Source organism: Microvirgula aerodenitrificans DSM 15089 (assembly GCF_000620105.1).
GTDB classification, from domain to species: domain Bacteria; phylum Pseudomonadota; class Gammaproteobacteria; order Burkholderiales; family Aquaspirillaceae; genus Microvirgula; species Microvirgula aerodenitrificans.
On the sequence record NZ_JHVK01000009.1, the window covers coordinates 102800 to 125731 of the forward strand.

At 65.5% G+C, this 22932-nt stretch carries 25 protein-coding genes and 1 pseudogene; 16 read left to right on the forward strand and 10 right to left on the reverse strand.

Features of this window, described 5'->3' with window-relative positions:
- Nucleotides 1-24: 24 nt before the first annotated feature.
- Nucleotides 25-1005: a pepsin/retropepsin-like aspartic protease family protein gene (locus tag Q352_RS0109575; RefSeq protein ID WP_028499154.1), complete on the reverse strand. Its 981-nt coding sequence runs from the start codon at nucleotides 1003-1005 to the stop codon at nucleotides 25-27.
- A 314-nt stretch (nucleotides 1006-1319) separates the two neighbouring features.
- Here Q352_RS0109575 and Q352_RS0109580 point away from each other — a divergent pair, with 314 nt between their 5' ends.
- Both Q352_RS0109580 and Q352_RS0109585 read left to right on the forward strand, forming a co-directional pair.
- Nucleotides 1320-2009 carry a helix-turn-helix transcriptional regulator gene (locus tag Q352_RS0109580; RefSeq protein ID WP_028499155.1) on the forward strand — a complete coding sequence of 230 codons (690 nt, stop codon included), beginning with the start codon at nucleotides 1320-1322 and terminating at the stop codon, nucleotides 2007-2009.
- A gap of 103 nt (nucleotides 2010-2112) precedes the next feature.
- On the forward strand, nucleotides 2113-2478 hold the full coding sequence (locus tag Q352_RS0109585) for a VOC family protein (RefSeq protein WP_028499156.1): 366 nt from the start codon (nucleotides 2113-2115) through the stop codon (nucleotides 2476-2478).
- A 20-nt stretch (nucleotides 2479-2498) separates the two neighbouring features.
- Here Q352_RS0109585 and Q352_RS0109590 read toward each other — a convergent pair whose 3' ends face one another.
- Together Q352_RS0109590 and Q352_RS0109595 are read right to left on the reverse strand one after the other, a co-directional pair.
- Complete coding sequence (locus Q352_RS0109590; protein ID WP_028499157.1) at nucleotides 2499-4133, reverse strand: methyl-accepting chemotaxis protein; 1635 nt, start codon at nucleotides 4131-4133, stop codon at nucleotides 2499-2501.
- Nucleotides 4134-4347: 214 nt separating this feature from the next.
- The gene (locus tag Q352_RS0109595; RefSeq protein WP_028499158.1) at nucleotides 4348-4686 is read right to left on the reverse strand and encodes a zinc ribbon domain-containing protein YjdM; all 339 of its coding nucleotides are present in this window, start codon (nucleotides 4684-4686) and stop codon (nucleotides 4348-4350) included.
- A 120-nt stretch (nucleotides 4687-4806) separates the two neighbouring features.
- Here Q352_RS0109595 and Q352_RS0109600 point away from each other — a divergent pair, with 120 nt between their 5' ends.
- The 8 genes from Q352_RS0109600 to phnF all read left to right on the forward strand — a co-directional run bounded on the left by Q352_RS0109600 (nucleotide 4807) and on the right by phnF (nucleotide 12062).
- Entirely contained in the window at nucleotides 4807-5268 is a 462-nt protein-coding gene (locus tag Q352_RS0109600; protein WP_028499159.1) for a MaoC family dehydratase, read from the forward strand.
- Nucleotides 5269-5387: 119 nt separating this feature from the next.
- Nucleotides 5388-5900 carry an extracellular solute-binding protein gene (locus Q352_RS24070; RefSeq protein WP_244879570.1) on the forward strand — a complete coding sequence of 171 codons (513 nt, stop codon included), beginning with the start codon at nucleotides 5388-5390 and terminating at the stop codon, nucleotides 5898-5900.
- Nucleotides 5863-6399: an extracellular solute-binding protein gene (locus Q352_RS24075; RefSeq protein ID WP_244879571.1), complete on the forward strand. Its 537-nt coding sequence runs from the start codon at nucleotides 5863-5865 to the stop codon at nucleotides 6397-6399. The genes Q352_RS24070 and Q352_RS24075 overlap by 38 nt, the downstream gene beginning before the upstream one ends.
- Before the next feature lie 64 nt (nucleotides 6400-6463).
- On the forward strand, nucleotides 6464-7558 hold the full coding sequence (locus tag Q352_RS0109610; protein ID WP_051528824.1) for a putative 2-aminoethylphosphonate ABC transporter ATP-binding protein: 1095 nt from the start codon (nucleotides 6464-6466) through the stop codon (nucleotides 7556-7558).
- The gene (locus Q352_RS0109615) at nucleotides 7555-9246 is read left to right on the forward strand and encodes a putative 2-aminoethylphosphonate ABC transporter permease subunit (RefSeq protein WP_036385855.1); all 1692 of its coding nucleotides are present in this window, start codon (nucleotides 7555-7557) and stop codon (nucleotides 9244-9246) included. The genes Q352_RS0109610 and Q352_RS0109615 overlap by 4 nt, the downstream gene beginning before the upstream one ends.
- A gap of 39 nt (nucleotides 9247-9285) precedes the next feature.
- The gene (locus Q352_RS0109620) at nucleotides 9286-10386 is read left to right on the forward strand and encodes a 2-aminoethylphosphonate--pyruvate transaminase (protein WP_028499162.1); all 1101 of its coding nucleotides are present in this window, start codon (nucleotides 9286-9288) and stop codon (nucleotides 10384-10386) included.
- A 27-nt stretch (nucleotides 10387-10413) separates the two neighbouring features.
- A complete protein-coding gene (phnX, locus tag Q352_RS0109625) occupies nucleotides 10414-11262 on the forward strand; it encodes a phosphonoacetaldehyde hydrolase (RefSeq protein ID WP_051528839.1) in 849 nt (282 codons plus the stop codon).
- Between the two features lie 74 nt (nucleotides 11263-11336).
- A complete protein-coding gene (gene phnF / locus Q352_RS0109630; RefSeq protein WP_028499164.1) occupies nucleotides 11337-12062 on the forward strand; it encodes a phosphonate metabolism transcriptional regulator PhnF in 726 nt (241 codons plus the stop codon).
- Nucleotides 12063-12116: 54 nt separating this feature from the next.
- Here the strand turns inward: phnF and Q352_RS0109635 are convergent, their stop codons facing one another.
- Together Q352_RS0109635 and Q352_RS20530 are read right to left on the reverse strand one after the other, a co-directional pair.
- Complete coding sequence (locus Q352_RS0109635; protein ID WP_028499165.1) at nucleotides 12117-12476, reverse strand: COG4315 family predicted lipoprotein; 360 nt, start codon at nucleotides 12474-12476, stop codon at nucleotides 12117-12119.
- 385 nt (nucleotides 12477-12861) lie between these two features.
- Complete coding sequence (locus Q352_RS20530; RefSeq protein WP_156952517.1) at nucleotides 12862-13158, reverse strand: hypothetical protein; 297 nt, start codon at nucleotides 13156-13158, stop codon at nucleotides 12862-12864.
- Nucleotides 13159-13340: 182 nt separating this feature from the next.
- Between Q352_RS20530 and Q352_RS0109645 the strand changes: the two genes are divergently transcribed.
- Both Q352_RS0109645 and Q352_RS0109650 read left to right on the forward strand, forming a co-directional pair.
- Nucleotides 13341-13598 (forward strand): hypothetical protein, encoded by a 258-nt coding sequence (locus tag Q352_RS0109645; protein ID WP_028499166.1) that lies wholly within the window; start codon nucleotides 13341-13343, stop codon nucleotides 13596-13598.
- A complete protein-coding gene (locus Q352_RS0109650; RefSeq protein ID WP_028499167.1) occupies nucleotides 13595-13807 on the forward strand; it encodes a CsbD family protein in 213 nt (70 codons plus the stop codon). The genes Q352_RS0109645 and Q352_RS0109650 overlap by 4 nt, the downstream gene beginning before the upstream one ends.
- An 86-nt stretch (nucleotides 13808-13893) precedes the next feature.
- On the opposite strand, the gene Q352_RS0109655 is transcribed toward Q352_RS0109650, so the two are convergent.
- Entirely contained in the window at nucleotides 13894-14622 is a 729-nt protein-coding gene (locus tag Q352_RS0109655; RefSeq protein WP_028499168.1) for a Crp/Fnr family transcriptional regulator, read from the reverse strand.
- A gap of 96 nt (nucleotides 14623-14718) precedes the next feature.
- Entirely contained in the window at nucleotides 14719-15270 is a 552-nt protein-coding gene (locus Q352_RS0109660; RefSeq protein WP_211249614.1) for a DUF1003 domain-containing protein, read from the reverse strand.
- 125 nt (nucleotides 15271-15395) lie between these two features.
- Here Q352_RS0109660 and Q352_RS0109665 point away from each other — a divergent pair, with 125 nt between their 5' ends.
- On the forward strand, nucleotides 15396-15968 hold the full coding sequence (locus Q352_RS0109665; RefSeq protein WP_028499170.1) for a GNAT family N-acetyltransferase: 573 nt from the start codon (nucleotides 15396-15398) through the stop codon (nucleotides 15966-15968).
- An 8-nt stretch (nucleotides 15969-15976) separates the two neighbouring features.
- Nucleotides 15977-16948 (forward strand): 23S rRNA (adenine(1618)-N(6))-methyltransferase RlmF, encoded by a 972-nt coding sequence (rlmF, locus tag Q352_RS0109670; RefSeq protein ID WP_028499171.1) that lies wholly within the window; start codon nucleotides 15977-15979, stop codon nucleotides 16946-16948.
- 7 nt (nucleotides 16949-16955) lie between these two features.
- On the opposite strand, the gene Q352_RS0109675 is transcribed toward rlmF, so the two are convergent.
- The 3 genes and pseudogenes from Q352_RS0109675 to Q352_RS20535 form a co-directional block, all read right to left on the reverse strand.
- On the reverse strand, nucleotides 16956-18215 hold the full coding sequence (locus Q352_RS0109675) for a Y-family DNA polymerase (protein WP_028499172.1): 1260 nt from the start codon (nucleotides 18213-18215) through the stop codon (nucleotides 16956-16958).
- A gap of 2 nt (nucleotides 18216-18217) precedes the next feature.
- Nucleotides 18218-18838: a LexA family protein gene (locus Q352_RS0109680; protein WP_028499173.1), complete on the reverse strand. Its 621-nt coding sequence runs from the start codon at nucleotides 18836-18838 to the stop codon at nucleotides 18218-18220.
- Between the two features lie 244 nt (nucleotides 18839-19082).
- Nucleotides 19083-20696, reverse strand: a pseudogene (locus Q352_RS20535) (methyl-accepting chemotaxis protein); the annotation flags it as partial.
- Between the two features lie 334 nt (nucleotides 20697-21030).
- Between Q352_RS20535 and Q352_RS22280 the strand changes: the two are divergent.
- Together Q352_RS22280 and Q352_RS22285 are read left to right on the forward strand one after the other, a co-directional pair.
- Nucleotides 21031-22389 (forward strand): phage tail protein, encoded by a 1359-nt coding sequence (locus Q352_RS22280; protein WP_051528828.1) that lies wholly within the window; start codon nucleotides 21031-21033, stop codon nucleotides 22387-22389.
- Nucleotides 22389-22913: a DUF4376 domain-containing protein gene (locus tag Q352_RS22285; protein WP_051528829.1), complete on the forward strand. Its 525-nt coding sequence runs from the start codon at nucleotides 22389-22391 to the stop codon at nucleotides 22911-22913. The genes Q352_RS22280 and Q352_RS22285 overlap by 1 nt, the downstream gene beginning before the upstream one ends.
- Nucleotides 22914-22932: the final 19 nt, after the last annotated feature.

Genomic DNA, 22932 nt, shown 5'->3' on the forward strand with positions numbered 1-22932 from the left:
TGTCGTGGATCAAATTTCGAGCATTCATTTTACTGCCTGAAGGCCGGCTGCGGGGAGTTTCTTCCCCGCGGCCCTGTTGTCGAGCTCCTGCTGTGACGGCAGCCGGTCGGGCATCGGTGTCGCTGGCGGGGTGAAGCAGAAGCGCTCGCCGGCGAAATCGAACAGTGCGCGCTCCAGCTTGTGCAGGAAGGCCAGGCCGAAGCGGGACGCACCGTCCGTTTCCTGAAACGCAAGGCCGTCAAAATGATGGCCGGCAATAACGATGTCCTTGACCCGGGCCAGCGCGCGCGGCCCCGCCGGCGCCCCGTCCTGGCCCAGGGTGCCGCGGTACACCACTTCCTTGCCGATCTGCTGCAGCGCACGCAGTTGATCGAGGTCCTGGCGCGACAGACTGCCGCTGAGGTCGCCGGTGTAGCCGGTATCCAGCGCGAACCAGCTCGGCTTGCCGGCGATCTCGACCCGCACGACCGCCGTACCGCTGGAACTGGTGCCGAGCGCCGTGCATGACATGCCGCCCGGCTGGCCTGCGAATGCCGGCGGCAGGCGGCGGTATCCCATCAGGCTGCCGAGCTGGCGTTCCCATACCCAGGTCTGCTTCGAGATGGCCGGCATGCCGATCACGCCGTCCACCGGGCGCCCCAGGGCGACGGCCGTTGCGCTCATGCTGATCGCCGGCGTGATGTCGGCCTGCGGGATGTCCCACTCCTGATAGCGGAGCGGCCGGGATCTGAAATAGGTGACCGGCAGCTCGCCATACAGACCGCCCACCGTGTCCGGCAGGCCGTCATGCTGCAGCCGCTCGCTGCCCGACAGCGGTTGCAGATGCCGGTGGGCAAGGTCCAGGTCCATGACCGTGCCGGCCGAGCCGGTATCGAACAGCAGGTGCAGTATTTTCTTGTCCCGCGCGACTTCCAGCATCAGCGGGTCATTCGGCGTCGTGCCGATGCGGATCACGGCGACCGGTTTGTCCGCGGAATCGCACGCGGACAAGGCGGGGCCGATCATGGCGAGGCCGCACGCCAAAGTGATTTTTCTCAGGCAGGCACTGCCCATTCGCAAGTTCTCCGTGACGGGTCATTCGCCCCGGGTGGGCCTGACCATCGATGGAGACAGGCTACGGGACGACTGTCGCCCGGCGCGAATCCCGCGACCGGGAACGGGCGCTGCTGTTGCGTCCTGCATACAGACGCGGCGGCTGGCAGGCGAGGGCGAGTGCAGCCAGCGCATGATGTACCCGGATATTGGATTGGCGGCTGGCGACAGCCTGCTGCGCTATCCTGCGATACTGTCGGCTGCCTTTCGCTCCGGAGAAATCGACCGTGTCCCGTTCCCAACGCCTGCTGGATCTGATGCAGTTATTGCGGCGGCACCGCTATCCGGTTACCGGCGCCGGACTGGCGGCGGAACTCGGCATCAGCCTGCGCACCCTGTACCGCGATATCGCCACGCTGCAGGAGCAGGGCGCCCATATCGACGGCGCACCCGGTCTCGGCTATGTGCTGCAGCCCGGCTTCATGCTGCCGCCCCTGATGTTTTCCGAGGACGAGGTCGAGGCGCTGGTGCTGGGGTCGCGCTGGGTTGCACAGCGCGGTGACAGGCGGCTGGGCGCTGCGGCCCGTGATGCCCTGGCCAAGATCGCCGCCGTCCTGCCGCCCGATCTGCGCGATACGCTGGATGCCTCCGCCCTGCTGGTCGGCCCTGGCCAGCCGACCGTGGCCGAGGACGGCGGGCTGGCGCTGATCCGGCAGGCCATCCGCTCCGAGCACAAGCTGGAGATCCGTTACCGGGATGTCGGCGGCGCCGAGTCGGTACGCACCATCTGGCCGTTTGCGCTCGGTTATTTCGATCGCGCCCGGGTCGTGGTCGCCTGGTGCGAGCTGCGGCAGACCTTTCGTCATTTCCGGGCTGACAGAATGATCGCGCTGGCCGACAGCGGGCAGCGCTATCCACGCCGGCGTCAGACGCTGTTGAAAACGTGGCGCGAGACCGAAGGCATTTCCACACAATGAGGTTTGCTGCTGACGGAAACTGTCAGCAGGGGGTGTTTACCATGGCGGACATCGGGCAGGGACATCGCCCTGCACCGATTTTTTCAACCCGTGGAGAATCCTCATGACCGACCCGAACCTTACCCTGCTGTACGTGGACAATCCGGCGGCCAGCGCCGGCTTCTATGCCGATCTGCTTGGCAAGCCCCCGGTCGAACAGTCGGCCACCTTTGCGCTGTTTGCGCTGGATTCCGGTGCCATGCTCGGGCTGTGGTCCCGGCACACGGTACGGCCCGCACCGGCGGCCGGGCCCGGCGCCGGGGAGCTGGCCTTCTCGGTCGAGGGCGTCGATGCCGTCCGCGCGATGCATGAAGACTGGATCCGGCGCGGACTGACCATCGTGCAGCCGCTGACCGACATGTCGTTCGGCCACACCTTCCTGGCGGTTGACCCGGACGGCCATCGGCTGCGGGTCTTCAACGCCAGTTGATGCCGGGGCCGGGCGCCGGTCTAGACGGTGAAGTGCGAGACGCTGCTGCGCAGGCCATCGGTCAGTTCGCTGACCCGCGTGACCGTGGTCGAGGCGAGGTTGGCGGAGTCGGCATTGCTGCTGGCGACCTGGGCGATCCGTTCCACGTTGCGGGCGATGTCCTGGCTGGCCGAGTCCTGCTCGTTCAGTGCCTGGGAAATGTCCAGCACGGCCGTCACCACCTGGCCGGCACTGGAACGGATTCTGGCGATCGCGTCACCGCCGGCCTCGGCCAGCTCGCGACCGGTGTGGACCCGGTTGACGACTTCGGCCATGGTTTCCTGCGACTGGCTGGATGTCTGCTGGACCTGATCGATCATGGCCGCGATCTCCTGCGTGGCCTTGCCGGTCCGCTCGGACAGCTTGCGGACTTCATCGGCGACGACGGCAAAGCCGCGTCCCTGTTCACCGGCACGGGCGGCTTCGATCGCCGCGTTCAGCGCCAGCAGATTGGTCTGGTCGGCAATATCGGAAATCACCTGCATGATGCTGGAGATGGTGCGGGTCTTGTCGACCAGTTCACCGATATGACCGGCAGCCTGGTCGACGACATCGCCGATTTCCTTCATTTCACCGACCGCGCGGGCGATCACGCTGCCGCCCTGTTCGGACAGCTGGCCCGACTCCTCGGAGACCTGGCGCGCTTCGCGGGCATGATCGGAAATCTGGCTGATGCTGACTGTCATCTGCTCGATAAAGGCCGCCATCGACGTCGCGCTTTCGCTCTGCTGCAGCGAGTTGTGCGCCACCGTGTCGGTATCGCTGACCATCTCGCCGGTCAGTGTGGCCAGCTCGTCGGCGCTGGACACGATCTCGCCAACCATGCTGCGCAGGCGATCACGCATGTCACTGATGCTGGCCATCAGACTGGTCCTGTCGCCGTCACGCAAGGGCACGCGGGTATCCAGCCGGCCGGACGCGATTTCACGCACCACCCGGGCCGCTTCGGCCGGTTCGGCGCCAAGCTGGCCCATCACGCTCTTCAGGATGTACAGGCCGAGCGCGGCAGTGACCAGCACGATCAGCAGCATCTGACCGCCCATGCTGAGCAACTGGCGCTTGAGCACGGTATTGATGTCATCGATATACAGACCGGTACCGACCACCCAGCCCCAGCGCGGGCTGGTCTGGATATACGACAGTTTCGGCTGCGGCGTGGACGAGCCCGGCTTGTCCCAGACGAAGGACACCAGACCGCGACCATTGCCATCGCGCAGGGTATTGTCGAACAGGGTGCCCATATTGGTGCCGTCGGCGGCGCTGACATCGTGCATGTTCTTGCCGATCAGCTTCGGATTCACGCCGTGGGCGATCCATTGCAGGCGCTTGTCGAGGATGAAGAAATATTCCTTGTCGTCAAAGCGCAGTCCGGTCAGCGCCCGCAGCGCATGCCGCTGGGCCTCGGCTTCATTCATTTCCTTTTTTTCCGCCAGGGCTTCATAACTGGCGACCAGGCTGATGGCATTTTCGACCTGGCCACGAATGGCCGTTTCTCGGTCTTCCATCATCTGTGCATGCATGCTGCGCAGCATCAGACCGCCCAGTATGCAGACCAGAATCGCGACGCTGACGATCATCAGAATCAGGCGGGCCTTGAGGGAAAGGCGGTGCGGCATGAATTTCTCTGTCATGACGTAAAAGTCATGCTTCTGTAATGAATTGTGAAATATTAAGAGCCTTTAACAAATTTCTCAAACTGGATGGACCGGGTTTGCGCCAGGTCAGGCGGGCGGTGCCCGCCAGCAAAGGCAGAAGAAGGCTCGGCAAAGGCCCAAACGGCAGGAAGGCACCAGAATGGTGCCTTCCGCAGGGAGACCGGCGCGCTGGCGGTCAGACTTTTTTCAGGTAGCAGGCCTTCAGCATGAAATTGCCGGCATCCATCCGGCAGTCGACTTCGTGGTCGCCATCGACCAGGCGGATGCTCTTGACCTTGGTGCCCATCTTCAGCGTAATCGACGAGCCCTTGACCTTCAGATCCTTGATCAGCACCACGGCATCGCCGTCGGCGAGCACATTGCCATTGGCGTCGCGGATGACGGCCGAGTCTTCCCCGGCGGACGCGGGCGCCACCATCGGCCACTCATGGCCACAGTCGGCACACACATAGTTGTCGGCGTCAGGGTAGGTGTTTTCCAGGGAACATTGCGGGCAGGCGGGCAGAGCGGACATGATTCCTTTCACGGCAGGGCATTGAAAGGGCGGCATTATAGCCGCCCGGACTGCCCTGCGACCCGGCAACCGGGAACGGATGCACGTTTCCGTTTCCTTTTTCCCTTATGGAGCCCCCCGATGACGATTCCGGACCCCGTAGCACTGCACCTTGAAGATCTGGCTGTCGGCGATCACTTCCGCAGCGGCGAACACGCGATCGATGTCGCGCAGATCAAGGCCTTTGCCGGTCAGTTCGACCCGCAGCCGTTCCATCTGGATGAAGAGGCTGCGCGACTGACCCTGTTCGACGGACTGGCTGCCAGCGGCTGGCATACCGCCGCCATCACCATGCGCCTGCTGGTGACCAGCGGGCTGCCGCTGTCCGGCGGCCTGATCGGCGCCGGCGTCGAGATCCACTGGCCGCAGCCGACCCGGCCGGGCGACGTCCTGCATGTCGACAGCACCGTGCTCGGGATTGTGCCGTCGCGTTCCCGACCGGACCGCGGCATCGTCACGGTCGAAAGCGTGACGCGGAACCAGCGTGACGAAGTCGTGCAGCGGCTGGTGTCGAAAATGGTGGTGATGCGCCGGGGCGACTAGTGTCTTTTCAATGAGATACACAAGTCATCTAGACGTCATGGCGATGTAACGCAACCCCTCTACAGTGCATCGCGCTGGCCAGGAAGACAGCCAGCCGATTCCACCCACGAGGAGTTCCCATGCCATTCCGCCCCGTCCTGATGCCGCTGGCCGCGCTGGTCGCCCTGCTTGCCGGCACCGCCCATGCCGCAACGACCCTGACCGTGTACACCGCGCTCGAAGCCGACCAGCTGAAGGCCTACCAGGCCCGCTTTGAAAGCGACTATCCCGATGTGAAGATCAAGTGGGTGCGCGACTCGACCGGGATCATCACCGCCAAGCTGCTGGCGGAGAAGGCGGCTCCGCAGGCCGACGTGGTCATGGGTGTGGCCGCCAGCTCGCTGCTGGTGCTGGAAAAGGAAGGCATGCTGCAGCCGTATGCGCCAAAGGGGATCGACAAGCTGACACCGCGTTATGTCGACACCAGCCGTCCGCCGAACTGGGTCGGCATGGATGTGTGGGGTGCGACGCTGTGCTTCAACACGGTCGAGGCGGCCAGGCTGGGCATCCGCAAGCCGACGCCTGCTGAAGCCGGAGTACAAGGGCAGGATCGTCATGCCGAACCCGGCCTCCAGCGGGACCGGTTACTTTGACGTGACCGCCTGGCTGAAGCTGTTCGGCGAGAAGGACGGCTGGGCCTATATGGACCGCCTGCACGACAACATCGCCCAGTACACCCACTCCGGTTCCAAGCCGTGCAAGCAGGCCGCTGCCGGCGAGTTCCCGATTGGCATCGCCTTCGAGTACCGCGCCGCCAAGCTCAAGGAGAGCGGGGCGCCGATCGACCTGGTGTTCCCGAAGGAAGGCCTGGGCTGGGATGTGGAAGCCACCGCCATCATGAAGGGCACCCGCAACCTCGAGGCCGCGCGCAAGCTGGCCGACTGGTCGGCGTCGCGCAGCGCCAACGAGTTGTACGAGAAAAATTTCGCCATTGTCGCCTATCCGGGCGTGGCCAGACCGAATCCGCTGATTCCGGCCAACTACGAGCAGTTGCTGGTCAGGCAGGATCTGAAGTGGTCGGCTGCCAACCGGGACCGGATCCTGACCGAGTGGACCCGCCGCTACGACGGCAAGTCGGAACCGCGCAAATAAGTCGTCCCGCCGGGCGCCGGGCGCCCGGCTTCGCTGACCGCTTGCCGGTGACAAGGATCCCTCCATGATTTTCCCGCCTCCCGCACCGCCGGCACACGACTGGCTGCGCTTTGCCGGTATCCACAAACGGTTTGGTGCGTTTCGCGCGCTTGACGGCATCGATCTGGGTATTCGCAAGGGCGAATTCGTCTGCCTGCTCGGCCCGTCAGGATGCGGCAAGACCACGCTGCTGCGCATTCTGGCCGGTCTGGAAAAGCACGATGCCGGCAGCCTGAGTCTTGGCGGACGTGATATCGGCCACCTGCCTGCCGGCCGGCGCGACTACGGCATCGTGTTCCAGTCCTATGCACTGTTTCCGAACCTGGATGTCGCTGCCAACATTGCTTACGGGCTGCGCACCGGCCGCATGGAAAAGGCCCGCCGGGTATCGGAGCTGCTTGATCTGGTTGGGTTGCCGGGCGCCGAGCGCAAGTATCCGGCGCAGTTGTCCGGCGGCCAGCAGCAGCGGGTGGCGCTGGCCCGGGCGCTGGCCACCTCGCCCAGCCTGCTGCTGCTCGACGAGCCGCTGTCGGCGCTCGACGCCCAGGTGCGCGAGCACCTGCGGCGCGAGCTGCGCCTGCTGCAGCAGAAGCTCGGCGTTACTACGCTGATGGTCACGCATGACCAGGAAGAAGCGCTGGCGCTGGCCGACACCATTGCCGTGATGCGTGCCGGGCGCATCGAGCAGGTCGGAACGCCGGAGCAGATCTACCGCGAGCCGGCCAGCCGCTTTGTTGCCGACTTTGTCGGCCATGCCAACTGGCTGCCGCTGCAGGTGGACGCGCAGGGCGTGTGCCGGATCGCCGGCGCGATGGCGATCAGCCTGCCCGCCGGCAGCGTGCCGACCGGACCGGCCAGCGTATTCTGCCGCCCGGAGGATGTGCGGGTGGCACCGAGCTGGCAGTCCGGCGACAACACCCTGCTGGCGCTGGTCGAGCGGGTCGATTTCCTTGGCGGGCTGCGACGCGCCAGCCTGTCGCTGTGCGGTGCCGGCGATCTTCGCCTGCTGGCCGATGTCAGCCCCAATGACGCCGGCTTTGCCGCGCTGGTGCCCGGCCAGCGGGTGCCGGTGTTTCTGCCGGCCGATCGCCTGCGGGTGTTTGCGGAGCCATCGGCATGAGTGCGACCCTCCTGGCCCCGATCCGGCTGCGGCGCAGTGGCGACGAATGGCTTGCCGCCGTGCTGACCTGGCTGCTGGCTGCTGCGCTGCTGGTGTTTCTGGCCTGGCCGCTGGCCAGCATCCTGGTCAAGGCCCTGCAGGCCCGCGACGGCAGCTTTGCCGGCCTGGGCAATCTGCTGGTGCTGGCTGCCGAACCGAGACTGCGTACCGCCACGGCCAACAGCATCAATCTGGCTGCGATCACCGTGGCCATCGTGCTGCCGCTGGCACTGACCTTTGCCTTTGCGCTGACCCGTTCACGGCTGTGGGGGCGGGCACTGTTCCGGCTGATCGCCGGCGCGCCGCTGCTGGCGCCGTCACTGATGCCGGCGATCTCGCTGGTCTACCTGTTCGGCAATCAGGGCCTGCTGAAGCACTGGCTGGGCGGGATGTCGATCTATGGTCCGCTGGGCATTGTGCTCGGTGAAGTGTTCTACACCTTCCCGCATGCGCTGCTGATTCTGGTCACCGCACTGGCGGTCGCCGATGCCCGGCTGTACGAGGCGGCCGAGAGCCTCGGCGCCAGCCGCCTGCGCCGCCTGCTGACGGTCACGCTGCCGAATGCCCGTTACGGCCTGATCTCGGCCGGCATGGTGGTGTTCACCCTGGCGGTGACCGATTTCGGCGTGCCGAAGGTGATCGGTGGCCAGACCAATGTGCTGGCACTGGAAGCGTACAAGCAGGTCATCGGCCAGCAGGATTTCGGCAAGGGGGCTGCGATAGGGCTGGTGCTGCTGCTGCCGGCGCTGCTCAGCTTTGCCGTCGAACGCTGGCTGGCACGCCGCCACGGTGGCGGCATGAGTGGCCGTTCGGTGGCCTACCGGCCGGGCCGCAATCCGTGGCGGGACAGCCTGCTGTGGGGATTCTGCGCGGTGGTGTCGGTGTTCCTGCTGGCCCTGCTCGGCGTGGCGATGGCAGCGTCGCTGATGACATTGTGGCCATACAACCTGGATCTCACCCTGGCGCACTTCGATTTCGACCAGGTCGATGGCGGGGGCTGGCTGGCGTTTGCCAACAGCCTGAAACTGGCGACGCTGACCACGGTGTCCGGTGTGGTGGTGGTGTTCGGCACTGCCTACCTGATGGCCAAAACGCCGGCGCCCCGGCTGGCGGCCGGACTGATTCGCGGGCTGGTGCTGCTGCCGATGGCCGTGCCGGGGCTGGTACTGGGCCTTGGCTACATTTTCTGCTTCAACGATCCCGGCAATCCGCTGCATGCCCTGTATGGCGGCATGACGCTGCTGGTCGCGGCGACCGTGGTCCACAGCTACACCACCGCCCATCTGACGATGGCCACTGCGCTGCGGCAGATCGATCCGGAAATCGAGGCGGTGGCCCGCAGCCTGAAACGGCCCTGGTGGACCTGCTGCATGCGGGTGACGCTGCCGATCAGCCTGCCGGCCCTGTTCGATGTCGCCCGCTATCTGTTCGTGTCGAGCATGACCACGGTCAGTTGCGTGATTTTCCTCTACACGCCGGACACCGTGCTGGCCTCGGTCGCGGTGCTGAACATGGACGACGCCGGTGATACCGCAGCGGCGGCGGCCATGGCCACACTGATCGTCGCCAGCTCGCTGCTCGGCACCCTGATCCTCAACGCCCTGGGCAGCTGGCTTGATCGCCGTGCCCAGGCCTGGCGCGGCGTCTGATGCGCCCGCCGCTTCCTCCCTTCCAACCGGACAGAATCCATGCGTGATCCCATCCTGCTGACCCCCGGTCCGCTGACCACCTCCCTGGCAACCCGCACCGCGATGCTGCATGACCGTGGCTCGTGGGACAGTGATTTCAACGCCATGACCGCCGATCTGTGCCGCCGGCTGGAGGCGCTGGTCGACGGCGGCGACGATATCGTCTGCGTTCCGCTGCAGGGCTCCGGTTCTTTTGCGGTCGAGGCCGCCATCGGCACGCTGCTGCCGCGTGACGGCAAGCTGCTGGTCCTGGCCAATGGCGCCTATGGCCAGCGCATGGCACAGCTGGCCGAGGTGATGGGCCGGGCCGTGGTGACACTGGACTTTGGCGAAACCGCACCGGTCGATCCGCAGCGGCTGGCCGAGGTGCTGGCCCGCGATCCGTCGATCAGCCACGTCGGCGTGATCTACTGCGAGACCAGCACCGGCATTCTCAATCCGCTGGATGCGATCGCTGACGTGGTGGACCGCGCCGGCCGCCGCCTGATCATCGATGCGATGAGCGCGCTGGGCGCGCTGCCACTGTCGGCGGCGACCCTGGCGTTCGATGCGGTGATCGCCAGCGGCAACAAATGCCTGGAAGGCGTGCCCGGCATGGGCTTCGTGCTGGCGCGCCGCGATGCACTGGTGGCCGGGGAGGGCAATTCGCACTCGCTGTCGCTGGATCTGCATGCGCAGTGGCGCTACCTGCAGCGGACCGGCCAGTGGCGCTTTACGCCGCCGACCCACGTGGTTGCCGCCCTGCTGGCCGCCCTGGACCAGTTCGATGCCGAGGGCGGACGTCCGGCCAGGCTGGCCCGCTACCGCGCCAACTGCGCGGCGCTGCTCGACGGTCTGCACGCGCTGGGCCTGCAGTCATTCCTGCCCGCCGACATCCAGGCGCCGATCATCGTCACCGTCAAGGCCCCGGCCCGCCCGGACTGGCATTTCGACACCTTCTACCAGCGGGTCAAGGCTCATGGCGTGGTGCTGTATCCGGGCAAGCTGACAAAGATCGAGACCTTCCGCATTGGCTGCATCGGCGCCATTGGCCGCACCGAGATCGACATGGCCATCGATGCCATTGGCCGGGCACTGGCCGAAACCGGTCTTGCCGTCTGACTTTCCTTTTCCTCCATGGACACGATCATGCCGCACACCCCCGACGCCTATCGCTATACCCGCCAGTATCACGGTCCGCTCCAGGCCGTCATCTTTGACTGGGCCGGTACCCTGGTCGACTTTGGTTCCTTTGCGCCGACCCAGGTGCTGATCGACGCTTTTGCCGGCTTCGGCATCGACATCACGCTGGCCGAGGCGCGGGTGCCGATGGGGCTGGCCAAGTGGGACCATATCCATGCACTGGGCCGGCTGACTGCCGTCGAGGCGCGCTGGCGGACACGCTTCGGTCGCGGCATGAGCCGGGAAGACGTCGATGCGCTGTACGCGGCGTTCATGCCGCTGCAGATCGAGCGGGTCGGTGAGTACTCGGACCCGATTCCCGGTGCCCAGGCGGTGCTGGACGGATTGCGCGAACGCCACATCCGCATCGGTTCCTGCTCCGGCTACCCGCGCGTGGTGATGGACCGGCTGCTGCCGCACGCCGCCGCACAGGGCGTGCACGTCGATCATGCCGTGGCAGCCGACGACCTGCGGCCGGGCGGGCGTCCCGGCCCGTGGATGGCGCTGGCCAATGTGATCGAACTCGGCGTGACCGAGCTGGCTGCCTGCGTCAAGGTCGACGACACCGTGCCCGGCATTGCCGAAGGCCTGTCTGCCGGCATGTGGACGGTGGGGCTGTCGCTGTCAGGCAACGAAGTCGGCCTGACCCGGGCCGAACTGGCCGCACTGGATACCGATGACCGGGAGCGCCGCCGCCTGTTCGCCGTCGACCGGCTGTCGCGCGCCGGCGCCCACTATGTGATCGACAGCATTGCCGACCTGCCGGTGATTCTGGATGCGATCGAAGTGCGGCTGGCCCGGGGTGAACGGCCATGAGTGGCACGCCGGTGCTGGCCAAACGGGCCAGCACTGCCCAAGATGCCGTTGTTTCCCTTCTGACCGGTGACCCGATGACCGATGCTCCCGTGACCCGCCGCACCGGCACACCAGTCTGGCGCCAGATCGAAGCCACGCTGGCGGCCGAGATTCTGGCCGGCCGGCTGACCGGCCGACTGGCCAATGAAACCGGACTGGCCGAGCGCTTCGGCGTGAACCGGCATACCGTTCGCCAGGCGACCAGGGCACTGGCCGAGCGCGGGCTGGTCGAGGTGCTGCATGGCCGTGGCACCTTCGTGCGCGAAGACATGATCGATTACGAGGTTGGCCGTCGCACCCGCTTTGCCCACAGCGTGGCCAAGGCGCGCCGGGTCGGCCGCAGCCGGATCACCGGTTATTGCGACATGGCACCCGATGCCACCGTGGTCGAGATGCTGTCGCTGGCCGACGGGACCCGTGTGGTCCGGGTCGACTCGCTGGACGTGGTCGACGACAAGGTCATCGGTGTCTGCGTCCAGTATTTTCCGCTGCCGCGCTTCCATGGCATTGCGGAAATCTATTGCGAGACCGGCAAGACGCATCTGGCGCTGGCCCGCTTCGGGGTCGACGAGTTTCATCGCCGTGTCAGCCGGGTGACGGCCCGTTTGCCGGACAAGGACGTGGCACGGCAACTGAACCAGTCGGTCTCGATGCCGATCCTGTGTGTCGAGACCGTTTATGAAGACGCGTCGGGCTGCCCGATCGAATACGGCATTTCCCACTTCGGCAGCACGACGGTCCAGGTCGTGATCGAGCCGTAGCACGGACCACCGGCACCGGCGCCACGGCTGCCGTCGGTGCCGTCTTGCCGGGGCTCAGGGTCGGGCTGCGTGCCAGACGCCGTACATGCCGTCGCCGAGCGTGTCGCCGGGCTTCTTGTCCATCGACCAGCGATACAGCGGCCGTCCCTTGTACGCCCACTGCTTCTGGCCCGCATCACGGGTCAGGGTGCTCCATGGGGAGCTGGCCTTGTCGTACGAATCCACCATGGCGGCCGGCCATTTGCTGGCACAGGCGTCCATGCAGGCGCTTTTTCCCGGCGAGTCCTTGTCGAACACGTACAGCGTCATGCCGTGCTCGTCGACCACCCGGTCATTCATGATTTTCGGCGGCTCGGCCTGCACGCCTGCGGACAGGCTGCCGGCTACGGCCAGCCAGATCAGTGCAAATCTCATCGATCGACTCCTTCTGCTGTTGCTTGACGATCACGGTCATGGACAGACGGGACCAGACAGCAGAACCGGCACCCCCACCGGTTGAATCGACGGCCCAGTCTCGTTATAGCGAGACGGGGCGAAACAAGGGGGGCAATCCCTTGTTTCTGCGAGAGAACGTGACCGGTTTGCTGACCAGTGGCGAGCCGGCTTTCCCTGACGCCCTGCCGGCCTGTTGCCTCATCGACGAGATGCAGCTTGCTGCGTGCGTACCGCATGCCCATTTTCACTCCCTGCCAGATGTCAGGTCAGTGTGCTGGGGGACACTTCCCTGAACTGACAGGTTTGGGCTGCGGTCTGCCCGATGGCCCCGGTGCGTGGAGGGCGCTCGCCTGCGGCTCAACAATCAGCCAGGCGAGCGGGTCTGCTGGCCGGCATGGTCGTGCAGGAAGCGGGCAATCTGCGCCTTGAGCTCGGCGGCATCGCTGGCCTGGTCGCGGACCGCATACTGGAACAGTGCGCGCTGCACGGCGGTCGGCAGTTCGCGCCATAGGCCGACCACGGCGACACCAAGGCATTCAAGAAGACGGCGTTCGTTTTGTGCCAGCCCCTCGGCGTCGTAGCCCGCGGTCTGTGCCAGGAACTGTGCGCCGCCCTCGTCGTTCCAGCAGTCAAGGGCTTCGTTCATCTCTTGTCTTGCCATGGGGCTCTCCCGGGCAGGGTTGGGCTTTCAGCCTAGCCCATCGCCGGCGCCGGGGCAGGGCGCACCCTCACCCGGTTTGCATAAGCGCGCCGGCGCACCGACACCTGCTTCCGGGATGTTCATATTCGTCCATACCGGCAGTTCGCAATTTCGCGGGTGACGGAATTCACGCAGAGGCCATCATGGAAAAGTCCAGCAATCAAAGCACGAACAACGGTATCGACAAAACCGCAGCCCCGGCCCACAAGCCGGGCACCCAGCCCTTCACCAAGCCGGGCCAGAGCGCCAGCCCGCAAACCGGAAACGGTCATGCCCCGACCCCGGTGACGCCGGTCAGCCCGACGCCGGCACCGGCTCCGGTCAAGGAAGCCGGCTCCCCGCCGCACGCTGCAGCCAAGGACGGTAATGTTGCCGCAACGCCGGAGCGCAAATCCACATGAGCCAACCCTATGCCGGCGATATCAAGAGCAAGTGGGAGCAACATGTCGGCACCGCCCGGACGACCTGGGACAAGCTGACCGAAGACGAGTTGCGGAAGTCCGACGGCCACGAGCAGAAGCTGGTGGGCCTGGTGCAGGAACGTTACGCGATCTCGCGTGACGAGGCAGACAAGCAGGTCAAGGGTTTTCTGGAAAAGTGCAAGGCCTGATCAGGCTTGATAACCCCCGACATTTCTGAGTTCTGACAAATGGCGGGCGACCCGGGCATAACCCGGGTCAAATTTTGCCTGCGAAGTCAGTTCGCGGGACGTACCGGCACGTACGGCAGCAGGCGATCGGTTTCCTTCTTGACCACGGCATAGCATTCACAGCACAGCTGTTCGATGCCGGGCCGGTCCAGTACCGTGATCCGCCCGCGGCTGTATTCGATCAGGCCGAGCTTCTGCAGCTTGCCGGCCGCCTCGGTCACGCCTTCGCGGCGGACGCCAAGCATGTTGGCGATCAGCTCCTGGGTCATGACCAGCTCATTGCCCTGCAGCCGGTCAAGTGACAGCAGCAGCCAGCGGCACAATTGCTGGTCGATCGAATGATGGCGGTTGCACACGGCCGTCTGCGCCATCTGCGTGATCAGCGACTGGGTATAGCGCAGCATCAGCAGCAGCATTTCACCATGACGGTTGAACTCGTCCTTGAGTCGCTGCCCCGGCAGCCGGAACGCATGGCCGGCGCTCTGCACGATGGCGCGGCTCGGCGTGCTCTCGCCGCCCATGAATACGGCCACGCCGATCAGCCCTTCGTTGCCGACTACCGAGATTTCGGCCGACGCGCCACTTTCCATTACATACAGCAGCGACACGATGGCATTGGTCGGAAAATACACATGGCGCAGGGTATCTCCGGATTCGTACAGCACCTTGCCCAGCGGCATCGGCATCGGCTCGAGATAGGGGAACAGGCGCTCGCGGACTTCGGCTGGCAGGGCAGCCAGCAGGTGATTCTGCAGGGGTGATGGCGTATCGGGCATGCCAGACGCCTTTCCTTTGATGGCTGAGCCCCGGAACGGGGCGGAAACCGCGCGCATACTATGACACAGTGCCGGCACGGCGGGGGCAGGGCACGCTTACGGCTTGTCGCCCTTGCGCATGAACTCGGCATGCATCTCGACCGTCAGTGTCTCTATGCGTTCTGTCAGCTGCTTGGTCAGAGTGGTCAACCGGGTGTTCTGCTCCAGCAGGGCCATCAGCTGCGCTGCATTCTGTGCGGCGATCGCCAGGCGCTGTTCATTGGCCACCGCCAGCGCCTCGCGGTGCTGGGCATCGGCTTCGGCATGCGCCTTGTCCCGTGCCGCCTGCCGGGTCTGCGCCAGCAGGATCAGCGGCGCGGCATAGGCGGCCTGCAGGCTGAATGCCAGGTTCAGCAGAATGAACGGGTAGACGTCGAAACGGGTCAGACCGGCGGCATTGATGCCGATCCAGATTGCAACCACCAGGGTCTGTCCGAACAGAAAGGCTGGCGTACCGAAGAAGCGGGCGAAGGCTTCCGCCCGGAGGGCGAAACGGTCGTTGCCGAAGGTCGGAGCGAGATGCGCGTGGGGGCGATGGAAACGCAGGTGGTCGACCGGTGGGTGATCGGCGGTTGCCGGTGGCGGGGTGGTGCTGGCGGGGGGCATCATGCCATTCCTGAAGGGGCTGTCATGCGTCAGCCTAGACCATGGCAGCGACAGGATGCCCGCCGACGGGTAGCATGTCGGCCCCCGACGGCACTGGCCCGGCGGTCGTCACACAAAGGAGGCTGGACATGGTTGCCCTGATCGAACCCGAAACAGCGCGGCTGAAGCTGCGTCAGTGGCGAGCGACCGACCGTGGGCCATTCGCCGCGCTGAATGCGGACCCCCGGGTGATGGAATGTTTCCCCGCACCGCTGGTGCGTGCGGCCAGCGATGCGATGGCCGATCGCTGCCAGACACTGATCGCCGAACGTGGATGGGGGTTCTGGGCCGTGGAGGAACGGGCCGGCGGGCGCTTTATCGGCTTTGTCGGCCTGAATATCCCGTCTGCCGACCTGCCGTTTTCGCCCTGCGTGGAAATTGGCTGGCGGCTGGCCCGGCCATTCTGGGGCCAGGGCCTGGCCACCGAGGCCGCCACCGCCGCGCTGCATGTCGGCTTCGAACATCTGGACCTGACCGGGATCGTGGCGTTTACCGCCATTGGCAACACCCGCTCGCGTGCGGTCATGACGCGTCTTGGCATGGAACCGTCGGCCGACACCTTCCTCCACCCGGCCGTGCCTGCCGACAGCCCGCTGCGCGAGCATTGCCTGTACCGGCTGTCGCGCGAGTCATGGCGCGCCGCCCCCCCCGTTACCCGTTAGGAGTTTTCATGCGCGCCAAGCCGCATCCTGCCGCGCCGGCCAGCCCGGTCGCCCGCCTGCACCCGCGCAACCGGCACCAGGGCCGTTATGACTTCCCGGCGCTGGTGGCGTCCAGTCCCGAACTGGCGGCTTTTGTCTCGCGCAATGCCCATGGCGACGAGTCGATCGACTTTGCCGATCCGGTTGCGGTCAAGGCACTGAATCGCGCCTTGCTGAAGCAGGTTTACGGGATCGGCAACTGGGATATCCCGCCCGGCTACCTGTGTCCGCCCATCCCCGGCCGCGCCGACTACCTGCACTGTCTGGCTGATCTGCTGGCGACCGACAACGGGGGGGAGATTCCGCGCGGACCGGCGGTGCGTGCGCTGGATATCGGCGTGGGAGCGAATTGCGTCTACCCGCTGATCGGCCATGCCGAGTATGGCTGGCGTTTTGTCGGCACGGATGTCGACCGGAGGGCGCTGACCTGTGCCCAGGCGATCATCGATGCCAATCCCGGGCTGGCGCAGGCGATCACACTGCGCCGCCAGCCGGCGGACGATGCCATGTTCGAGCATGTCGTGCAGGCCGGCGAGCGATTCGGACTGACGCTGTGCAATCCGCCATTCCATGCCTCCGAAGCCGACGCCAGCGCCGGTTCGCGGCGGAAATGGCAGAACCTCGGCAAGGCCGCACGGGGCGGGCGGGCGCCGACGCTGAATTTCGGCGGGCAGCAGGCCGAGTTGTGGTATCCCGGCGGCGAGGAAGCCTTTGTCGGCCGCATGATCGCCGAGAGTGCGCATATCCCCGGGCACTGCCTGTGGTTCAGCAGTCTGATTTCCCGCTCGGCCAGCCTGCCCGCGGTGTATCGCGCTCTCAGGCAGGCCGGCGTGTACGACAGCCGCACCATCACCATGGCACAGGGGCAGAAGCAGAGCCGGCTGGTGGCGTGGACCTATCTCGACCCGGCGCAGCGGGCCGCGTGGTGGCGACGCGGGTAAGCATCCGTCAGCGCACCACCAGCAACTCATCCCAGCGTGTCGTATAGCGTGGCGAGCGCCACTGCTGGCGCATGTGCCACTGCTCGCTGGCCTGTTCGGCGGCCAGCCGCAGCGTGTCGCGGCCGAACTGGCGGTTGACGGCATCCAGTGCCGCCATCAGCCGGGCGCGGCGCGGGTCCGGCGGGGCGAGCAGCAGGTCCTGCTGCTGTACCGTGCGCGGGCCGAGGTCCATCAGGACCACCCCGGCTTTCTGGTAGAGCGGTCCATCGCGCCAGATGGTGCGCAGCGCGCGCGCCGCCGCATCGGCCAGGGTCAGGGTGTCGTCACTCGGATAGATCAGCGGCATGACGCGCCAGCCATGACAGGGCGCGTCACGAAACGGGCTGCTCCGGATCGACACGCCGATCGACCCGGCCACCGAGCCCTGCCGGCGCAATTTCTCGGCGGCGCGGGCCACGTGGTGGGACACGCTGGCGTGAACGGCGGTGTAGTCGTTGAGCGGACGGGCGAACGAGCGGCTGCTGATGATCTGCTGCCGGGGCGGCGCCACGTCTTCCATGTCCAGACAGGACACGCCGCCAAGTTCGGCGACAATGCGTTCGACCACGACATTGAACGCGCGCTTGATCCGGTGCGGGTCGGCGCGGGCCAGATCGAGCGCGGAGTGGATGCCCATGTCGGCCAGTCGCGTGCCGAGATGGCGGCCGACGCCCCAGATCCGGCGTGCTTCGATACCGGCCAGCAGTCGTTCGCGCTCGGCGGTGCCGGCCCAGTCCCAATCGAATACGCCGTCCCATTCGGGCCGGCTCTTGGCAATATGGTTGGCCAGCTTGGCCAGGGTCTTGCTGGCACCGACACCGACGCAGGCCGGAATGCCGATGCGGCGCCAGACATCGCTGCGCAGGCGGCGGGTCAGCACATCCCGGTCCGGGAGGCCGCTCAGGTCGAGAAAGCATTCGTCGATCGAGTACACGTCCTGCGCCGGCACGTGTTCGGCGAGGATGGCCATCATGCGCCGGCTCATGTCGCCATAGAGTGCATAGTTGCTGGAGAACACTTCGACGCCATGCCGGCGGCACAGTCCTGCCACCTCGAAATACGGCACGAAGCCCTTGATGCCCAGCGCGCGGGCCTCGGCCGAGCGGGCGACCACGCAGCCATCGTTGTTCGACAGCACCACGATCGGTCGTCCGGCCAGGTCGGGCCGGAACACACGCTCGCAGCTGGCGTAGAAGGTGTTGCCGTCGACCAGCGCAAAAGTGGCCATGCTCAGAACTTGCGCAGCGACCCGGTCACGACGCCCCAGATCACCATTTCCTGGTCATAGGTCGGGACGATGTCGGGGTAGGCGGGATTTTCAGCACGGAGGACCGGACGGCCCCGGTCCATCTGCAGGCGCTTGACGGTGAATTCGCCCTCGACCGACGCGACAACAATGTCGCCGCTGGAGGGCGAGCGGCCCTTGTCGACCACCAGTACGTCGTTGTTGAAGATATGGGCACCGGTCATCGAGTCGCCATTGGCGCGGACCATGAAGGTCGACGGGGCGTCGTCGACCATGTAACTGTTCAGGTCGAGCACGACATCGACGTAATCATCGGCCGGAGACGGAAAACCGGCGCGCACGCCGGAGCCGAACAGCGGTACGCCGATGCGCGGGGCATCGGCGGCCGGCAGCATGACCGTGCCGGGATAGCGCCGGGCCAGTTCGGCCGGCGAAGGCGTTCTGGCCAGACGCCGTGCCTGGCGCTGGATGACGAAGTCGATGACCGCTTCCTTGTCCGCCACCGGTATGCGGGTCTGCGTCAGCGGTTCGGACGTATCGATGCGGCCGCTGCCGGCCGGGCGGCCGGCACCGTCGCGCTTGCCGCCGTGCGTGGGGTGTGTCATGTGGGACTCCTGATCGTTGCGTTGATTATTGCATCAATAATCAAATCGTGGAGCAGGAAATGACTGCCGGCGTCGGTGCGCGAGCCGTTACCCGTTTAACCGCGCTGTCACAAGCGCTGGCTATGATGCCCCCATCCACTGAACGGATGACTTACGCGGGGCTGAGTCCGAAATGCCCTGCACCAATTCCCGCCGGCCCCGGACACTGCAGTGTCCGGGGCCGGCCTCGTTGCGGGACAGGAGGTCACACCTGGAACCGGGCGATGGTGCCCAGCATCTTCTGCGCCTGCAGATCCAGACTCTCCGCTGTGGCGGAGTTGCTCTGCGAGCTGGAATGGCTCTGCTCCGCCATCTGCGCCACGCGTTCGATCTGCTGGGCGATGCTGGTGCTGGCGCGCGACTGCTCGCGCATGGCATGCGAGATGTCGGCAATCTGGTCAACGGCTCCACCCGTGCGTTCCAGAATGCGCTGCATGGCCTGCGTGGCCTGACCGGCCGACTGCATGCCGCTTTCGACCTGCTCGACCACGCCCTGCATCGAGACCATGGTCTGGCTGGCGTCCTGCTGCATCGACGAGACGGTGCCGGTGATTTCCTGCGTCGATTGCGCGGTGCGCTCGGCCAGCTTGCGCACCTCGTCGGCGACCACGGCGAAGCCACGGCCGGTTTCGCCGGCCCGCGCCGCCTCGATGGCGGCATTCAGCGCCAGCAGGTTGGTCTGGTCGGCAATATCCTTGATCACGTCGACCACAGCCCCGATCGAGGACGTCTTTTCCTTCAGCTGTTCGACCTGGGTTGCGGCGCGCTTTACGCTGTCCGAGGTCCGGCGAATCATGTCGATGGTGTCGTTGATGACGGCGGCGCCGGCCGTGGCCTCCTCGCCGGCCGCCCGGCCACTCTGGTCGGCCTGCTCGGAACGATCGGCCACGTGGTTGACGCTGACCGTCATCTGTTCGACGGCTGCCGACATATTGGCGGTCGATTCGCTGACCTGCTCGACCGCCAGCGACATCTGCTTCGAGGATTCAGAGACTTCGGTGGCATGACCACCGACGGCTTCGCCGATCTGCTTCAGCTCGACAAAGCTGGATTGCAGCATTTCCAGCAACTGGTTGAAGCGCCGGGCAATCACGGCAATTTCGTCCCGGCCTCCGTCGTCGACCCGCTGCGTCAGGTTCCGGTTGCTGGTGATGCCGCCGATGCCCTGATCCAGCCGCGTCAGCGAGCGGCGCACACTCAGCAGCACCCACAGGCTCGAGCCGCCGACGATGACCAGCAGGGTCAGGTCCAGCCCGACCAGGATCCACTTGGTGCGCTCCGCGGTTTTCAGGGCACTGGAACCGGTTTCGTCGCCGAGCCGGTTATTGAAGGCGACCATCTTGTCCATTTGCTCGATGGCCAGGTTCGACGCCGGCAGATTGACGTCCCTGACGTATTTCTGCGCCTCGGCATTGCCTTCCGGCGTATTGAGATTGGACAGTGCCAGGAAGCCGGGGACCAGCGCCTTCCACTTGTCGACCGCAGCAATGGTGTCCGCGGCAAGGCGGCGGTCTTCATCGTTCGATATCAGCGCGGTCTTGTAATTGGCCAGCCCCTGCCGGGTTTGCTCCAGCGCGTCCTCCATTGCCGTCTGGGTGACACGCTTCTCCTCCGCCGTCGTCGCTGCCGCGTGCATCAGCGTCTGCCGGCGTGCTTCGATGAACAGGGCCTTGACCTTGCCGACCATGATGATCGACGGGATGGTGTTCCCGGTGACGTCGGCGACCTTGTCCTTGATCACGTCGAGCTGGGTGTTCAGCGTAAACAGCATGGCCAGCAGCCCGATCAGGCTGACCAGGGCCATGCCGTACAACTTGGTCGAAATTTTCATGCCTGACACCTTCCACAGAACAAGTTGGGACTGGAATCGATGTGCCGCCCGGGGATCTCCACGGGCCGGGCACGCCTCTGCAGCATAGTACATGGGTTTTTTTCATGCTTTTTCGTATCTGGATGACATGACGGGCGGTCGCCGGAAAGCCTGCCGGGCAGGCTGTTCACCCGGCCCATGACTGGCCCATGACTGCAGCCGCCTGCGTCGCCGGAGTGGAAAACCACTGAAATCCCGCCCATGGCTGCGAGGGACGAGCAATAGCAGACTTCTGTCACGGAACCACTTGTTCACTGACAGGAGAATGACCATGCACCCCCCCATGTCCACGATCGACACCCCGGACGGCCTGTTTCACGACGGTAACCCCGCGACCGGCGAAGCGGGCACCCTCGTGACGGCCACCCACCTGAATGCTGTGCAGTCGAGCATCCTCGACCTGCAGGCCGAAGCGGTTGCCATGCTGGCTGCTGCCGGCCTGCAACCGGAGCCGGCACGGAAGGATCAGTGGCTGCAAGCCCTGACCGCCCTGTTCCTGAGCCGGGATGGCAAGGCGCGTGACAGCGCTGCGCTGGATGGTCACCCGGCATCGTACTTTGCGAAAGCCGGCGAGCAGTCCGGTGGCCTGCCGCTTCTGTTTCCGCTGTGGTGCCCGAACCGCGCCACCATCCCTGCCGGTTATGCGCCGGCGGACGGGCAGTGGCTGTCGCGCGGACTGTACCCGGATGCGTGGACGGCCATCTCGGCCGGCAATGTGCCCATCACCAGTGAAGCCGCATGGCTGTCGGCCGCAAGCGAGCGTGGCAAGTACACGGCCGGGGATGGAGCGAGCACGTTCCGGTTGCCGGATTACAACGGCAAGTCGGCGGGGAGCCCCGGGGCGGTGTTTCTGCGGGGGGATGGAGCCAGTAGTGCCGGCATAGCCGGGGTGATTCAGACCGATGAGATTAGGGCTCATGACCATCCGGTCAATGCTGCGGCTGGCTCTGTTACCACTCGGATCGGGCTGTTGAATCAGGCTGGTGGTGCTGGTGCGCTCGGGGGAGGATCTCGGACATATGAGGCTGGTGGAGCTGAAACCCGCCCTCTCAACGTCACCGGCTGCTGGGTCATCAAACTGTTTGGTGCGGCGGTCAATCCCGGTGCGGCCGATGCCGCACAACTGGCGACCGAGGTTGCGGTGCTGCGTGCGAGCAAGGCCGAGCGCCAGGACGTGCTGGGGGCCGGCTACCTGCTGGTTCGCGATGAAAAGGCGAAAGGCACTGATGGTGGTGCCTCGACCGGCGGCGCCACGGTGACGCGCACCCTGAACACCGTGGTTGCCAACACGATTCCTGGCGCGGGATTGAGCAACAACCAGATCACGCTGCCGGCAGGGATCTATCGCATCAATGCCTGGGCGCAGGCAGGGAATGTCAACTGCCATCGGGCCTCGTTCTACAACGTGACCGACAGCGCGCTGGCCATTCAGGGGATGGGGCTCAATGCAACGGGCAGCAACACGGGCGATGCCATCAGCACCATCAGTCATTTGCTCGGGCGGATCACGCTGCCTGGCCCCCGGAGCTTTGAATTGCGGCATTACACCGAGCAGACACTTGCAGGTACCGGGTTGGGGACGGCCGTGGGCAATGGTGGTTCGGAAATTTATGTGTCGGTTGAAATCATCAAGGAGCTGTAATGCAATACGCATTTTTTGATCTGAATGGCCGGGTGGCAGAAGCCCATAATGACGACACGGTTGGCACGCTGCCGGATGGGGCATTCGAGCTGGATGCGGATCAGTGGCGGCGACGATTCGATCTGCGGCTGGCCGGTGGGCAATTGATCGATGATCCGCTCCGGCCTGTCCTACCGCCGATCGAAGCCTTGCAGGCCCGTGCTTCAGCCCTGCTGTCGGTGTGGGAACAGAGGGGGCGCGATGCGGGCATCGATCATGCCGGGCAGCACTGGCTGACCACGGCCGATGCGCTGCAGGACTTGCGCGATGTGCTGCTGGCCGGGGCTGTGCCTGGCGGGGTATGGGTGACTGCTGCCCGGCAGGCCGTCCCCATGACGCTCGCGGAGCTGCAGATGCTGTGGCAGGCAATCACTGCACGCGTGGCGTTGGTCAGGCAGCAGCGGCTGGCCATGGAAAGGGAAGTCGCAGAGATGGATGCTGAACAGCTGGCGGCATTTTCGCCAGTGCGGGATCACGACCAGTAAGGCGGAGGGAGGTGCGAAG

What these genes read in the sequence shown, in the direction of transcription:
- Q352_RS0109575 (WP_028499154.1), bottom strand. Translation starts at nt 1,005, where the DNA reads ATGATCGGCCCCGCCTTGTCCGCGTGCGATTCCGCGGACAAACCGGTC.
- Q352_RS0109585 (WP_028499156.1), top strand. Translation starts at nt 2,113, where the DNA reads ATGACCGACCCGAACCTTACCCTGCTGTACGTGGACAATCCGGCGGCC.
- Q352_RS0109590 (WP_028499157.1), bottom strand. Translation starts at nt 4,133, where the DNA reads ATGCCGCACCGCCTTTCCCTCAAGGCCCGCCTGATTCTGATGATCGTC.
- Q352_RS0109595 (WP_028499158.1), bottom strand. Translation starts at nt 4,686, where the DNA reads ATGTCCGCTCTGCCCGCCTGCCCGCAATGTTCCCTGGAAAACACCTAC.
- Q352_RS0109600 (WP_028499159.1), top strand. Translation starts at nt 4,807, where the DNA reads ATGACGATTCCGGACCCCGTAGCACTGCACCTTGAAGATCTGGCTGTC.
- Q352_RS24070 (WP_244879570.1), top strand. Translation starts at nt 5,388, where the DNA reads ATGCCATTCCGCCCCGTCCTGATGCCGCTGGCCGCGCTGGTCGCCCTG.
- Q352_RS24075 (WP_244879571.1), top strand. Translation starts at nt 5,863, where the DNA reads ATGCCGAACCCGGCCTCCAGCGGGACCGGTTACTTTGACGTGACCGCC.
- Q352_RS0109610 (WP_051528824.1), top strand. Translation starts at nt 6,464, where the DNA reads ATGATTTTCCCGCCTCCCGCACCGCCGGCACACGACTGGCTGCGCTTT.
- Q352_RS0109615 (WP_036385855.1), top strand. Translation starts at nt 7,555, where the DNA reads ATGAGTGCGACCCTCCTGGCCCCGATCCGGCTGCGGCGCAGTGGCGAC.
- Q352_RS0109620 (WP_028499162.1), top strand. Translation starts at nt 9,286, where the DNA reads ATGCGTGATCCCATCCTGCTGACCCCCGGTCCGCTGACCACCTCCCTG.
- phnX (WP_051528839.1), top strand. Translation starts at nt 10,414, where the DNA reads ATGCCGCACACCCCCGACGCCTATCGCTATACCCGCCAGTATCACGGT.
- phnF (WP_028499164.1), top strand. Translation starts at nt 11,337, where the DNA reads ATGACCGATGCTCCCGTGACCCGCCGCACCGGCACACCAGTCTGGCGC.
- Q352_RS0109635 (WP_028499165.1), bottom strand. Translation starts at nt 12,476, where the DNA reads ATGAGATTTGCACTGATCTGGCTGGCCGTAGCCGGCAGCCTGTCCGCA.
- Q352_RS20530 (WP_156952517.1), bottom strand. Translation starts at nt 13,158, where the DNA reads ATGGCAAGACAAGAGATGAACGAAGCCCTTGACTGCTGGAACGACGAG.
- Q352_RS0109645 (WP_028499166.1), top strand. Translation starts at nt 13,341, where the DNA reads ATGGAAAAGTCCAGCAATCAAAGCACGAACAACGGTATCGACAAAACC.
- Q352_RS0109650 (WP_028499167.1), top strand. Translation starts at nt 13,595, where the DNA reads ATGAGCCAACCCTATGCCGGCGATATCAAGAGCAAGTGGGAGCAACAT.
- Q352_RS0109655 (WP_028499168.1), bottom strand. Translation starts at nt 14,622, where the DNA reads ATGCCCGATACGCCATCACCCCTGCAGAATCACCTGCTGGCTGCCCTG.
- Q352_RS0109660 (WP_211249614.1), bottom strand. Translation starts at nt 15,270, where the DNA reads ATGATGCCCCCCGCCAGCACCACCCCGCCACCGGCAACCGCCGATCAC.
- Q352_RS0109665 (WP_028499170.1), top strand. Translation starts at nt 15,396, where the DNA reads ATGGTTGCCCTGATCGAACCCGAAACAGCGCGGCTGAAGCTGCGTCAG.
- rlmF (WP_028499171.1), top strand. Translation starts at nt 15,977, where the DNA reads ATGCGCGCCAAGCCGCATCCTGCCGCGCCGGCCAGCCCGGTCGCCCGC.
- Q352_RS0109675 (WP_028499172.1), bottom strand. Translation starts at nt 18,215, where the DNA reads ATGGCCACTTTTGCGCTGGTCGACGGCAACACCTTCTACGCCAGCTGC.
- Q352_RS0109680 (WP_028499173.1), bottom strand. Translation starts at nt 18,838, where the DNA reads ATGACACACCCCACGCACGGCGGCAAGCGCGACGGTGCCGGCCGCCCG.
- Q352_RS22280 (WP_051528828.1), top strand. Translation starts at nt 21,031, where the DNA reads ATGTCCACGATCGACACCCCGGACGGCCTGTTTCACGACGGTAACCCC.
- Q352_RS22285 (WP_051528829.1), top strand. Translation starts at nt 22,389, where the DNA reads ATGCAATACGCATTTTTTGATCTGAATGGCCGGGTGGCAGAAGCCCAT.